This window comes from Imbroritus primus (assembly GCF_964332355.1).
In the GTDB taxonomy this organism is placed as follows: domain Bacteria; phylum Pseudomonadota; class Gammaproteobacteria; order Burkholderiales; family Burkholderiaceae; genus Imbroritus; species Imbroritus primus.
In genome coordinates, this window is sequence record NZ_OZ201293.1 from 95,032 (window position 1) to 108,258 (window position 13,227).

11 protein-coding genes and 1 pseudogene are annotated in these 13,227 nt (G+C 65.4%); 11 read left to right on the plus strand and 1 reads right to left on the minus strand.

Annotation, left to right across the window (positions count from 1 at the left end; all coding sequences use genetic code 11):
• The first annotated feature begins 13 nt into the window (after positions 1 to 13).
• The 7 genes and pseudogenes from gatC to ACQ3C8_RS00425 all read left to right on the plus strand — a co-directional run bounded on the left by gatC (position 14) and on the right by ACQ3C8_RS00425 (position 7,967).
• Positions 14 to 313 (plus strand): Asp-tRNA(Asn)/Glu-tRNA(Gln) amidotransferase subunit GatC, encoded by a 300-nt coding sequence (gene gatC / locus ACQ3C8_RS00395; RefSeq protein WP_009520819.1) that lies wholly within the window; start codon positions 14 to 16, stop codon positions 311 to 313.
• A gap of 124 nt (positions 314 to 437) precedes the next feature.
• Complete coding sequence (gatA, locus tag ACQ3C8_RS00400; RefSeq protein WP_428852056.1) at positions 438 to 1,916, plus strand: Asp-tRNA(Asn)/Glu-tRNA(Gln) amidotransferase subunit GatA; 1,479 nt, start codon at positions 438 to 440, stop codon at positions 1,914 to 1,916.
• Between the two features lie 2 nt (positions 1,917 to 1,918).
• A complete protein-coding gene (locus tag ACQ3C8_RS00405; RefSeq protein ID WP_009520821.1) occupies positions 1,919 to 2,383 on the plus strand; it encodes a hypothetical protein in 465 nt (154 codons plus the stop codon).
• Between the two features lie 85 nt (positions 2,384 to 2,468).
• Positions 2,469 to 3,926: an Asp-tRNA(Asn)/Glu-tRNA(Gln) amidotransferase subunit GatB gene (gene gatB / locus ACQ3C8_RS00410; protein ID WP_428852057.1), complete on the plus strand. Its 1,458-nt coding sequence runs from the start codon at positions 2,469 to 2,471 to the stop codon at positions 3,924 to 3,926.
• An 88-nt stretch (positions 3,927 to 4,014) separates the two neighbouring features.
• The gene (locus tag ACQ3C8_RS00415) at positions 4,015 to 4,683 is read left to right on the plus strand and encodes a DUF484 family protein (protein WP_428852058.1); all 669 of its coding nucleotides are present in this window, start codon (positions 4,015 to 4,017) and stop codon (positions 4,681 to 4,683) included.
• A 17-nt stretch (positions 4,684 to 4,700) separates the two neighbouring features.
• The gene (gene xerC, locus ACQ3C8_RS00420) at positions 4,701 to 5,714 is read left to right on the plus strand and encodes a tyrosine recombinase XerC (RefSeq protein WP_428852059.1); all 1,014 of its coding nucleotides are present in this window, start codon (positions 4,701 to 4,703) and stop codon (positions 5,712 to 5,714) included.
• A 178-nt stretch (positions 5,715 to 5,892) separates the two neighbouring features.
• Positions 5,893 to 7,967, plus strand: a pseudogene (locus ACQ3C8_RS00425) (putative bifunctional diguanylate cyclase/phosphodiesterase).
• 75 nt (positions 7,968 to 8,042) lie between these two features.
• Here ACQ3C8_RS00425 and ACQ3C8_RS00430 read toward each other — a convergent pair.
• Complete coding sequence (locus tag ACQ3C8_RS00430; protein ID WP_428852060.1) at positions 8,043 to 8,927, minus strand: EamA family transporter; 885 nt, start codon at positions 8,925 to 8,927, stop codon at positions 8,043 to 8,045.
• Between the two features lie 103 nt (positions 8,928 to 9,030).
• Between ACQ3C8_RS00430 and ACQ3C8_RS00435 the strand changes: the two genes are divergently transcribed.
• The 4 genes from ACQ3C8_RS00435 (at position 9,031) to ACQ3C8_RS00450 (ending at position 13,074) form a co-directional block, all read left to right on the plus strand.
• A complete protein-coding gene (locus tag ACQ3C8_RS00435) occupies positions 9,031 to 9,510 on the plus strand; it encodes a Fur family transcriptional regulator (protein ID WP_009520827.1) in 480 nt (159 codons plus the stop codon).
• Positions 9,511 to 9,582: 72 nt separating this feature from the next.
• Positions 9,583 to 10,674 (plus strand): CobW family GTP-binding protein, encoded by a 1,092-nt coding sequence (locus ACQ3C8_RS00440; RefSeq protein ID WP_428852061.1) that lies wholly within the window; start codon positions 9,583 to 9,585, stop codon positions 10,672 to 10,674.
• Between the two features lie 541 nt (positions 10,675 to 11,215).
• Positions 11,216 to 11,635, plus strand: a complete 420-nt coding sequence (dksA, locus tag ACQ3C8_RS00445) for an RNA polymerase-binding protein DksA (RefSeq protein WP_009520829.1) — start codon at positions 11,216 to 11,218, stop codon at positions 11,633 to 11,635.
• Between the two features lie 224 nt (positions 11,636 to 11,859).
• Complete coding sequence (locus tag ACQ3C8_RS00450) at positions 11,860 to 13,074, plus strand: CobW family GTP-binding protein (protein ID WP_428852062.1); 1,215 nt, start codon at positions 11,860 to 11,862, stop codon at positions 13,072 to 13,074.
• The last annotated feature ends 153 nt before the right edge of the window (positions 13,075 to 13,227 follow it).

The following is a 13,227-nucleotide window of genomic DNA, read 5'->3' on the forward strand; positions in this document are numbered from 1 at the left end:
GGGGCTTTCGACAATGTCCCTAGAACTTTCAGATGTGAACCGGCTGGCCAGTCTGGCCCGGATCGAGATTTCCGAGGCCGAGGCGGCCCAGGTCCAGCAGCAGCTCAACCAGTTCTTTGCGCTGGTCGAGCAGATCCAGGCTGTCGATACGCAAGGCATCGAGCCGCTTGCGCATCCGATCGCCACGATTGCGGAACTCGCACAGCCCCTTCGCGATGACACGGTGACCGAGCCGAATCGCCGCGAGGCCTGCCAGGCTGCGGCTCCGGCCGTGGAAGACGGCCTCTATCTGGTGCCACGCGTCGTGGAGTGAGCGGTGCGGCGCAGGGTGCGCCGCACCGCTGTTTGTCCGCATGCGGCTTGCATGCAGGTCGCCCGTATTACCGATTCAGTAGCCATGGCCGGCGTGTGCCAGCCGTGGTTTCACCGAGACTGTCATGGATTTCGATTCACTCCGACAACTGTCAGACGCGCTCAAGGCGCGCACCGTGTCCAGCGAAGAACTGGCGCGCCACTACCTGCAGCGCATCGAGACGCATGCGGGGCTCAACGCCTACGTGCACGTCGATGCCGAACGCACGCTGGCACAGGCGCGCGATGCCGATACCCTGCTGGCGAGCGGCAACGCGACCGCCCTGACCGGCATTCCGGTCGCCCACAAGGACGTGTTCGTGACGCGCGGCTGGCGCTCCACCGCCGGTTCGCGCATGCTCGCCGACTATGTCAGCCCCTTCGATGCCGCCGTGGTGGCGCGCCTCGCGGCTGCAGGCATGGTCACGCTCGGCAAGACCAATATGGATGAGTTCGCCATGGGCTCCTCCAACGAAAACTCGCATTTCGGTCCGGTGCAGAACCCGTGGGACGTGGCGCGCATCCCCGGCGGCTCCTCCGGCGGCTCTGCGGCGGCTGTGGCGGCGCGGCTTGCGCCCGTGGCAACCGGTACCGACACCGGCGGCTCGATCCGCCAGCCGGCCGCGCTGACCGGCATCACCGGCATCAAGCCCACCTATGGCCGTGTGTCGCGCTACGGCATGATCGCCTTTGCCTCGTCGCTCGACCAGGCCGGCCCGATGGCGCACTCCGCCGACGACTGCGCGCTCATGCTGAACGCCATGGCGGGCCACGATGCGCGCGACTCCACCAGCCTGTCGCGCGATGACGAAGACTTCACGCGCCATCTCGGCCAGCCGCTCGACGGCGCGACTGCCGCAAAGCCGCTGCAGGGCCTGCGTATCGGCCTGCCCAAGGAATACTTTGGCCCCGGCCTCGATGCCGACGTGGCGGATGCCGTGCGCGCCGCGCTGGCCCAGCTCGAGACGCTCGGCGCGACGCTTGTCGATGTCACGCTGCCCAAGACCGAGCTGTCGATCCCGGTGTACTACCTGATCGCCCCGGCGGAGGCGTCGTCCAACCTGTCGCGCTTCGACGGTGTGCGCTATGGTCATCGCGCGGCCGAGTACAAGGATCTGCGCGACATGTACCAGAAGACCCGGGCCGAAGGTTTCGGCTGGGAGGTCAAGCGCCGCATCCTGGTCGGCGCCTATGTGCTGTCGCACGGCTACTACGACGCCTACTACCTGCAGGCGCAGAAGATCCGCCGCATCATCGCCAACGACTTCCAGAACGCCTTCGGCCAGTGCGACCTCATCATGGGTCCGGTGTCGCCCAGCGTGGCATGGAAGCTTGGCCAGAAGACCGCCGATCCGGTACAGATGTACCTGGCCGACATCTTCACGCTGTCGACCAGCCTCGCCGGCCTGCCCGGCATGAGCGTGCCATGCGGCTTTGGTGAAGGCGGCATGCCGGTGGGCCTGCAGATCATCGGCAACTATTTCGACGAAGCGCGCATGCTGCAGGTCGCGCATGCGTTCCAGCAGGCGACCGACTGGCACCTGCGCCGCCCGGCGGGAGTGTGACCATGATGACGATGCGATGGATGCGGGCAGGCCTGGTGGCGGCAGCCGTGCTGGTGCTGACCTCGTGTATTCCATTGCCACGCATCGGTGGCGCGCCACCCGCGCCGATCGCCGATCGCGACATCAATATGCGCGGCAACTGCGTGCAGACCGAGGAAGACGGTTTCCACGAGAACGCACAGGTGGTCGTCAACAACAATACCGTGCAGTCGCTGTCGTGGCGCATCGCCGTCGGGAAGCGCGGCACCTGCAGCTTCGACTACGCCGAATTCCGCCAGACGCAGCGCAAGCCGCACATCGAAATGCGGGCGCGCGACGGCAGCAGCTGCAAGCTGCTGATGTGGCAGGAACCGCGCCGCGTCACGCTGGCCCATGTGGGCTGCGAGCGGCGCTGCACGCCGGGCATCTACGAAGAAGCGTGGCCGGTGATGTTCGAGCCGAACACCGGCGCCTGCGTGCGCCGCTGAGTGGCGCACGACGGCACGACGTGCCACCAATACAACCGGAAGACTGCCATGCAGTCTTCCTGCAACACGTGACAAGGTGAATGCAATGCAATGGGAAGTGGTGATCGGCCTCGAAACGCATGCCCAGCTTTCGACGGTCTCGAAGATTTTTTCCGGCGCTTCCACCGCCTTTGGGGCGGAACCCAACACCCAGGCTTCGCCGGTGGACCTGGCCCTGCCGGGCGTGCTGCCGGTGCTGAATCGCGCCGCCGTGGAGTGCGCCATCCGCTTCGGTCTCGCCATCGACGCGAACATCGCGCCGCGCAGCGTGTTCGCACGCAAGAATTACTTCTATCCGGACCTGCCCAAGGGTTACCAGATCAGCCAGTTCGAACTGCCCGTGGTAGTCGGTGGCACGCTGACCGTGCAGGTGGAGCGCAAGGGCGCCGAGCCGTATGAAAAGACCGTGCGCCTGACGCGCGCGCATCTCGAGGAAGACGCCGGCAAGTCGCTGCACGAGGACTACCACGGCATGAGCGGCATCGACCTGAACCGCGCCGGCACGCCGCTGCTCGAAATCGTCACCGAGCCCGACATGCGCAGCGCCGCCGAGGCCGTGGCCTATGCCAAGGCGTTGCATGCGCTGGTGACGTGGCTTGGCATCTGCGATGGCAACATGCAGGAAGGCAGCTTCCGCTGCGATGCCAACGTGTCCGTGCGTCGCGGTCCCGATGCGCCCTACGGCACGCGTTGCGAGATCAAGAACCTGAACTCTTTCCGTTTCCTCGAAGAGGCCATCAACTACGAGGTGCAGCGCCAGATCGAACTGATCGAGGATGGCGGCACCGTGGTGCAGGAAACGCGCCTGTACGATCCGGACCGCAAGGAAACGCGCTCGATGCGCAGCAAGGAAGACTCGCAGGACTACCGCTACTTCCCGGACCCCGACCTGCTGCCGCTGGTGATCGCACCCGAGTGGATCGAACGTGTGCGCGAGGCGCTGCCGGAACTGCCCGCCGCCATGCAGGCGCGCTTCATGTCGGAATACGGCCTGCCGGCCTACGATGCCAGCCAGCTGACCACATCGAAGGATGTTGCCGCGTATTTCGAGGCGGTGATCGCCGCTGCCGGTCCGGCCCAGGCCAAGGGCGCGGCCAACTGGATCATGGGCGATATCGCCTCGCGACTGAACAGCGAAGGCATCGCCATCGATGCCGTGCCGGTTGCGCCCGCCCAGCTGGCGACGCTGCTGGCGCGCATCGCCGACGGCACCATCTCGAACAACATCGCCAAGAAGGATGTGTTCCCGGCCATGTGGGCCGGCGAGTCCGGTGGCGACGCCGATGCCATCATTGCTGCCAAGGGCCTCAAGCAGATGTCGGACAGCGGCGAACTCGAGAAGATCATCGACGAAGTGCTGGCCGCCAACCAGAAGTCGGTGGAGGAGTTCCGCGCCGGCAAGGACAAGGCCTTCAACGCGCTTGTCGGCCAGGTGATGAAGGCCACACGAGGCAAGGGCAATCCGCAGCAGGTCAACGAACTGCTGAAGCAGAAGCTGGGCTGAGCACATTGCGTGGACATGCCGCGGCGCCGGCGAACGGCTGGCGCCGCGGGTTTGCTAAACTCTTCGCTATTCCATTCCGGTTGACACCATGAACGCACAAGACGTCGCTCACTACCTGCAGTCGAATCCCGACTTCTTCGAAGCGCATGCCGAGCTGCTCGCCGGCATCCAGCTCACCAGCCCGCACAGCCACCGCGCCGTGTCGCTGCAGGAGCGCCAGATGGAGATCCTGCGCGAAAAGAACAAGGGCCTGGAGCTGCGTCTCGCTGACCTGATGCGTTTCGGCCATGAGAATGACCGCACGCAGCAGCGGCTGCATACCTGGCTGGTGCGCCTGCTCGGCGAAACCGATCCGCATGCGCTGCCGTACGCCGTCATCGACGGCCTGCGCGATATCTTCGAGGTGCCGGCCGTCAGCCTGCGGCTATGGAGTGCCGCCGAGGCATATCACCACCTCGAGGTGGCGCGCGAAGTCTCCGAGGATGTGCGTGTCTTTGCCGGCGGGCTACGTACGCCATACTGCGGCGCCAATGCCGGTTTCGAGGCGGTGCAGTGGCTCGAGCAGGACGATATCCAGTCGGTCGCCATGGTGGCGCTGCGGACTCCGCAAAGCGTCGGTGCCGAACCCGGGGCCACCTTTGGCCTGCTGATCATGGGGTCGCCGGATCCGCGCCGCTTCCACGAAGGCATGGGCACCGTGTATCTCGCGCAGCTCGGCGATCTGGCCAGCGCCGCCCTCAACCGCCTGCGTACCTGAGACACCGGGGCGCGCCCATGGACCTGCCTGCCGCGCCCGGCTCCCCTCCCGAGGATCCGCACGATCCGCCGCATGATCCGCGCATCGCGGCCTATCTCGCCATGCTGCAGACCGGCCGCCGCCTGTCTGCCCACACCCTGAGCAGCTACAGCCGCGATCTGCGGCAACTCGAGGCGCTGCTGGCCAAGGGTTGGCCCGGCCGCGACCTGCTTGCCATCGATACTTCCGTGATTCGCCGCCTCGCGGCCCAGCAGCATGCGCGGGGCCTGTCAGGGCGCAGCATCGCGCGGCAGCTGTCGGCGTGGCGCGGCTTCTATCGCTGGGCTGCGCTGCAGGGCTATCCGGTCGCCGCGAATCCGGTCGATGATGTGCGCGCGCCGAAAAGTCCCAAGCGCCTGCCCAAGGCGCTCTCGGTGGAATATGCGGTGGCGCTGATGGCGCCGGCGGGCGAAGATCCCAACGCACCCGAAACCCTGCGCGACCTGGCCATCTACGAGCTGTTCTATTCTTCGGGCCTGCGCCTGTCGGAAGTTGTGCAGCTCGACTGGCGTTACGTGGACGAAGGCGGTTACCAGTCCGGCGGCTGGCTGACGCTTGATGCCGCCGAAGTCACGGTGCTCGGCAAAGGCGGCAAGCGCCGCACCGTGCCGGTCGGCAGCAAGGCCTGCGCCGCCCTGCGGGCATGGCTCGCGGTGCGCGATGCATTCGTACGCCCTGGGGTGGCGCCAGCCGATGCCCATGCGCTGTTCCTCGGCGCGCGCGGCGCCCGCATCAGCCATCGCACCATCCAGCAGCGGTTGAAGGCGCACGCGCTGCGTGCCGGCGTGCCGGCCAATGTGCATCCGCACGTGCTGCGCCATTCCTTCGCCACGCATGTGCTGCAGTCCTCCGGCGATCTGCGCGCCGTGCAGGAAATGCTGGGCCATGCCAGTATTTCCACCACACAGGTTTACACCGCGCTCGACTTCCAGCATCTCGCCAAGGTCTACGACCAGGCGCATCCGCGCGCCAAGAAAAAGCCCTCGCGCTGATCCGCGGGCATTCCCCTTCCAGAGTGGCCCACCCTCACTTCCATGTCCCTTGCGGGGCAATGCGCCCGCGCCCTGTATCAAAAAGCCGACGGTACCAAGCGGCGGAGGTCGCTTCCAGACATAATGCCGCAACAAATTGCCGTGGGCCTGTCGCGCCGAGCGGAAAAGAGGGGGTTCAATGTTAGTCGGCAGTTATAACGTACTGCTTGTGGCCGTGTCGTGGTTTGTGGCCGTTCTGGCTTCTTACACGGCGCTCGACATGGCCGGACGGATTGCGACGGCGCGCGGGCGCACAGTGTACTGGTGGCTCGCCGGCGGTGCGACCGCCATGGGGCTCGGCATCTGGTCGATGCACTTCGTCGGCATGCTGGCGTTCCGCTTGCCCATTCCGCTCGGCTACGATTTGCCGATTACCCTGGCCTCCCTCATGCTGGCCATCGCGCTGTCTGCCTTTGCCCTGTGGCTGGTCGGGCAGAGCCGCTTGCCGTTGCCGCGTCTTGGCGGTGGCGCTGTGCTGATGGGGCTCGGCGTCGCCAGCATGCACTACACCGGTATGGCGGCGATGCGCATGTCGCCCGGTATCCACTACGATCTGGGACTGTTTACCCTGTCCATCGTCGTCGCCATCCTGGCGTCCGGCGCGGCACTGTGGATGGCTTTCCGCCTGCGGCAGCACTCGCGTCATGTGCGCATGCTGCGCGCGGCTGCGTCGCTGGTGATGGGACTGGCGATCGTGGGCATGCATTATGTCGGTATGAGCGCTGCGAACTTCCCGGTGGGCAGCGTCTGTAGCGCGGCATCCAGCGGCGTCAGTGCGGAATGGCTTGCGGTCGTGATCGTGCTGGCGACGATGGCGGTGCTGGGCATCGCACTGCTCACGTCCCTGCTCGATTTCCGCATGGAAGTCCGCACCTCCATGCTGGCAAACTCACTGGAGGAGGCTAACCAGGAACTGGCCTATCTGGCGCTGCATGACAGCCTGACGAAACTGGCCAACCGTGTGCTGCTCGAAGATCGCCTGGCGCATGCGATCCAGGCTGCGGAAGCTGATGGTGGCCGTTTTGCATTGATCTTCCTGGACCTCGACGGTTTCAAGGCAATTAATGACGCCTATGGCCACCAGATCGGCGATCGGCTGCTCATTCAGGTGGCGCAGCGGATCACGGCGCGCGTACAGAGTCGCGACACGGTCGCGCGCCTCGGTGGCGACGAGTTTGTCATCCTTGCCAACGTGCAGGAAGCAGCCGATGCCGGCCGGCTGGCGGAGTCGCTGGTCGGGGCCCTGCATGAACGCTTCATCGTCGACGCTCATGAACTGAGCGTGTCGACGAGCGTCGGCATTGCGCTGTATCCGGCCGACGGCGCAAGCCAGCACGAGTTGCTGACCAATGCGGATGCCGCCATGTACCACGCCAAGAGTGTGGGACGTGATACGTACTGCTTCTTCGAAGCTTCGATGAACGCCAGTATCCATCAGCAACTGCTCCTGATGCAGGATCTGCGCGTGGCTATCCAGCGCCGTGAACTTGTCTTGTACTATCAGCCAAATTCACCGCACACGAGGGCAGTGTGGTCGGTATCGAAGCCCTGGTGCGCTGGGAGCATCCCGAACGCGGCATGATTCCGCCGGACGAGTTCATTCCGCTCGCCGAGAAAACCAATATGATCATGCCGCTCGGCGCCTGGGTACTGGACGAGGCTTGCCGCCAGCTTGCCGAGTGGCGGCGCGAACGGCATGTCGAATGGACGCTGTCCGTCAACCTGTCGGCTGTTCAGTTCCGGCATGCCTCACTGGTCGATACGGTGCGCGGGGCGCTACACCGCCACGCGCTCGATCCAGGCTGGCTGACGCTGGAGATCACGGAGTCGACTGCCATGCGGGACGCGGATGCCAGCCTGCATATCCTGCAGCAGTTGCATGAAATGGGGGTGTGTATTTCCATCGACGATTTTGGCACCGGCTATTCGAGCCTGCTCTACCTGAAGCGCCTGCCTGCCACGGAACTGAAGATCGACCGTGGTTTCGTCCGTGATCTGGCACACGATACCGAGGACGCGGCCATCGTCTCGGCCATCGTGGCGCTCGGGCGCTCGCTGAATCTCTCGGTTGTTGCAGAGGGTGTGGAGACGACCGAGCAGAAGTCATTCCTGACGGCGCTTGGTTGCCACTCTTTACAGGGATATCTGCTCGGCAAACCGATGCGGGCCGACGCGCTGGACCAGTTCATGCAGCCAGGCGGCGTACCGGCCTGAGTCAGCCGCCCATAGGGCCGCAGTCTGCAATGGCACATGCCAGCGGCCCGGAAGGAGCTGGATGCCCGTGCCGCCTTAACCCAGCGTCAGCGCGATCACACCTACCACGATCAGCCCCGCGGCGGCCATGCGCTGCAGCATGTCGCCTTCGTTGAGCAGGCGCACACCGAGGAAGGCGGCGACCATCATCGACAGCTCGCGTGCCGGGGCGACGTGCGAGACGGGCGCTTCCTGCAGTGCGGTGAGCACCAGGATGTAGCTGAGCGGCGAGAGCAGCGCGATGCCGAGGATCTCCTTCTTATGGCGCTGCCACAGCAGCGTCACATGTGGCCATTGCGTGAATGCGCGCGGCGCGCTCATCGCGCCGCGCACCACGCCGCTGAAGTAATCGAGCAGCAGGGGCGAGAGCAGCAGCACCTTCACGCCGTAGCCATCGACCAGCGTATAGGTGGCGATGAACAGGCCTGTGAGCAAGCCCCAGCCGACCCCCGATTCCAGGTTGCTGCGGAACGCGCTGACGCGGAACAGGCGCCGTCCGCCGGCCAGCAGCAGCACGCCGCTGATCACCAGCAGGATGCCGCAGGCCGCCAGCCAGCCGGGCCGCTCGCCAAGCACGAAGATCGCGCCGATCGACGACAGCAGCGGCCCCGTGCCGCGCGCCAGGGGGTAGACCACCGACAGGTCGCCGGTTTCATAGCCGCGCTGCAGGACCAGCGAATAGCCATAGTGGAGCACGGCACTCAGGCAGATCCACAGCCAGGCTTTCAGGTCGAGTGTATGGGCTTCGGTGGCCAGGACCCAGATGGCGGCCGGGAGGTAGAGAAGTGTGACGCCCAGCGAGGTCAGGAAGACCAGTGGCGAGCCGCCGCCGGTGCGGGCACTGATGCGTTTCGCCAACAGGTTCCATCCAGCGTGGAGGAAGGCGGCCGTGACAACCAGTGCGAGGGCGTAAAGCGACATGACAGTTTGATGACAGGTTGTCGCGATTCTACAGGGAAACCCTGATGGACGGTCTTATCGCAACTGAGTTGCAGGTGTTTGGCCCCTATGGTTAAATGGCTGCATGCAGTCCGATTCGTTTCATGCTCCTCCTGTCAGCCTGTCCGATGCCGCGCGGGAACGCCTGCGCAGCCTCGGTGCGCGCGTCACGCAACCGCGTGTACAGGTGCTGGCCTGCCTGATGGGCAGCGAGCACCCGCTCACGCACCAGGCCGTGCTGGAACACATGGCCGTGGCCAGCGAGCCGGTCGATCGGGTGACGGTCTACCGGATTCTCGACTGGCTGGTCGAGCAGCATCTGGCCTACAAGCACGCCGGTGACGACCGTGTCTTCCGCTTCAGCCTGACCGAGCACGTGGAAGCCGAGGCACAGGCGCATCGGCAGCATGGACATTTCGAATGCGTGTGCTGTCACCGCACCTACTGCCTGGACGGCCCGGCCGCACCGGTTGCCGACATGGTCCCGGAGACCAGCGTACCGGCCGGCTTTGCCGTCGAGCATGTCGAACTCACCCTGAAGGGTCGTTGCCCGCAATGCCACTGACGCCAGCCGGCATCTTCGCATGGCCTGTGCATCGCCCTCTTTCATCCCCCACTTTTCTGCTGGAGTCACTCCATGTCCAAACTGGTCCCGGCCACGATCCTGACCGGCTTTCTCGGTAGCGGCAAAACCACGCTGCTCAAGCGCATCCTCACCGAAGCGCACGGCATGAAGATCGCCGTGATCGAAAACGAATTCGGCGAAGAAAACATCGACAACGAAATCCTCGTCCAGGACGGACGCGAGCAGATCGTGCAGATGAGCAACGGCTGCATCTGCTGCACCATCCGCGGCGATCTGGTCGCCGCGCTGTCGGACCTGATGACGCGCCGCGACGCCGGCGAGATCGAGTTCGACCGCGTGGTCATCGAAACCACCGGCATCGCCAACCCCGGCCCGGTGGCGCAGACCTTCTTCATGGATGACGAGATCGCCACGCGCTATCTGCTCGATGCCGTCATCACGCTGGTGGATGCCCGCCACGGCAACCAGCAGCTCGACCAGCACGAAGCCGCCCAGCGCCAGGTCGGGTTTGCCGACGCGATCTTCATCACCAAGAGCGATCTCGTCAGTGCCGATGACGTGGCCGCGCTGCGCCACCGTCTGGTGCACATGAACCCGCGCGCGCCGATCCGCACCGTCAATTTTGGCGAAACGCCGCTGGACACGATCTTCGACCTGCGCGGTTTCAACCTCAACGCCAAGCTCGAGCTCGATCCCGACTTCCTCAAGGCCGAGGAGCATGCCCACGACCATGAGCACGGGCACCACCATGATCATGAGCACGATCACACCTGCAGCGCCGAGTGCGATCACGACCATGACCACGCTCACGGGCATGATCACGGCCACGCTCATCATCATCACAACGACCGCATTGCCTCGTTCGTCTTCCGCAGCGAGCGGCCATTCGACTACGCGAAACTCGAGGAATTCCTGGGCGGCATCCTCACCGTCTACGGCGAAACGCTGCTGCGCTACAAGGGCGTGCTCTACATGCAGGGCGTGGACCGCAAGGTGGTCTTCCAGGGCGTACACCAGCTGATGGGCAGCGACATCGGCGCGCCGTGGGGCGACGAAACGCCGGGCAACCGCATGGTGTTCATCGGCGTGGACCTGCCGCGCGACGCCATCCTGAAGGGGCTCGAAGGCTGCCTTGCGGCATGAGTCCCGCCGCATGAATCCTGTGTGGGTCCGGCCCCGGCAATGTCTTGCCGGGGCCTCCTGGCCGGCCACAGGTATTGCGGACGACATCTCCTGTGGCACTGTCCGCGTACTCAAGTACAATACCCCGGCTTTTGCGGGTACGTGACACGACATCAACACGCTCCAATTGCCGGCCGGTCCTGTCAGTGGTATAGATAAGCCTGCGGGCAGCGCGTGTCGCGGCAGGCCTCACTGCAGGCACGGCAGCGCGCGGCTTATGCGTAACACGGAAGTGTCACACAAACAGGAAGGCGATGATGGGCGTGGGCCGGACAGACCGGTCCCACCGCCAGGAATACTGTGCCGGCCAGTGCCGGTGCTGGCTTCCCGGTGCTGCTGAGGCAGCACCCGGGCAAGCGATGGGAGGCATGCGACGCAGCGAGACTGCAGCCAGCCATGTGCAACGGCCGGAGTTCAATCGACGGCCAGCGCGGCCGCCGGGCGCGAAGATTCGATTCGCGCCGCAGGCGGTCCGCATCTCACCAGAGAAGCAGCAGCAAACATGACGAGCAAGAAAATCCTGACGGAAGCCGAAATCCTCGCGATGGGCGAAAAAGACTACATGAATGACGCCCAGCTGGCGTTTTTCAAGCAGCGGCTCGAGCAACTGCGCGATGAGATCCTGAAGAATGCCGACCAGACCACCGAGCACCTGCGCGAAACCGTGGTCGTGCCCGATCCGGCCGACCGCGCGACGATCGAGGAAGAGCATGCGCTCGAGTTGCGCACGCGCGACCGCGAACGCAAGCTATTGAAGAAGGTCGAGCAGTCCATCGCCCGCATCGAGTCTGGCGACTACGGCTGGTGCGAGGAAACCGGCGAGCCGATCGGCGTGCCGCGCCTGCTGGCCCGCCCGACAGCCACGCTGTCGCTCGAAGCACAGGAACGCCGCGAACTACGCCAGAAGTTGTTCGGCGACTGATCTCCATCCGGCACGGGGTGCGCCATCACACTGGCGCGCCCTCGCCTTCCCACGTCCCGCCTCCGCTTTCCCCATCCGCCGCCTGCGGATGCATGCGTCGCCATCCGCCTTTTCGTTATTGCTCGGCTCGCTTGAGTGCGTGCCGTATCCGCTCTTTCCGCCGTTTCTATTGACGCCGCACTCTGCTAAGGTGGCACCCTTGTTGTACTGAACGATCTGCAGCCATGGCTTCCTCATTTCCTGTCAGTCTCGTCGCCGGCCTGCCCGGTACGGGCGTCTCCGCGCTGCTCACGCAGTTGAACGCCTCGCTTCCGCTGCGCGTGCTCGATGCCACGCAGTTGATGGAGCGTACGGCTGGCCAGCCCGCCGGCGACGAACAGGCCGCAGATGCCGCCGTGTTGGCAGCACTCAGCGCGGCGGCCGGGCAGGCACAGGCGCACGGCGAACAACTCGTGGTACGCGCCCGCGCGGAGAGCGTGATCGGTCTGGTCGATCTGCTGGCCGACACGGGTCGGGCCACAGGAGCGACCGGCACACCGTTGCAGCTCGGTGTCGTGCTGACCGTACTCGATGCCGCCACGCTGCTGCAGGAATTCCACGCGGCCGACTTCCTCGCCGAACGTGATCCCGCCGCGTGGGCCGACGATGACCGCACGGTCGCCGATGTCCTGATCGAACAGATCGAAGCGGCAACGATCCTGGTCCTCCACCGGACCGATCGCGTCGACACCGCCACCCGCCAGACGCTCGTGGCATTGCTGCATGCGTTGAATCCGCGCGCCACGGTGGTGGACGCTGTCGATCACCTCGATGCCCGGATGCTCCAGGCCGCTGCGCCCTATGATGTTGACGCCACCGAGGCCGGCACCGGCTGGGCCGCGCTGCTGCGCGGCGGCAGCGTCCCGGCGCAAGCGCAGGTCTCCGGATTCGCCTATTGCCGCCGCCGGCCCTTCCATCCACAACGGTTCTTCGACCTGATGCATACCGACTGGCTGCGCACGCACGGCACCGTGCTGCGCTCGCGCGGCTATTTCTGGCTGGCCAGCCGCATGGCGCTTTCCGGCAGTTGGGAGCAGGCCGGCGGGGCGTGCCGCCACGGCGCGGCGGGGGTGTGGTGGAGTGCGGCCGAGGAGGCTGACTGGCCCGAGGATCATGCCCTGCGCGCCGAGATTGCCCTGCGCCTGCAGGATGGCGATGCGCCGGCGCCCTATGGCGACCGGATGCAGGAACTGGCTTTCATCGGCCATCAGCTGGACGAAGCCGCGCTGGGGGAGCAACTGGATGCCTGCCTGCTGAGCGATGCGGAGATGGCCGCCGGCCCCGACGCGTGGGCTGCGCTACCTGATCCGTTTCCGGAGTGGGAAGCCGACGACCATGATCACAGCCACGACCACGGCGATGACCACGTCTGCGGCGACGACTGCGGCCATGCCCATTGAGCGTGCCGCGCACGTCGGCCGAGGCTGTCCAAAAAAATTCCTGACAGGGCGCCGACCTGGCCGACCCACCGTGGTACCGGACCGATATCTTCAGTCGCGGTACGCCATCGGATGCCGTCGGCGCCAATGAGCGTCGATCGGTATCGATCCTGA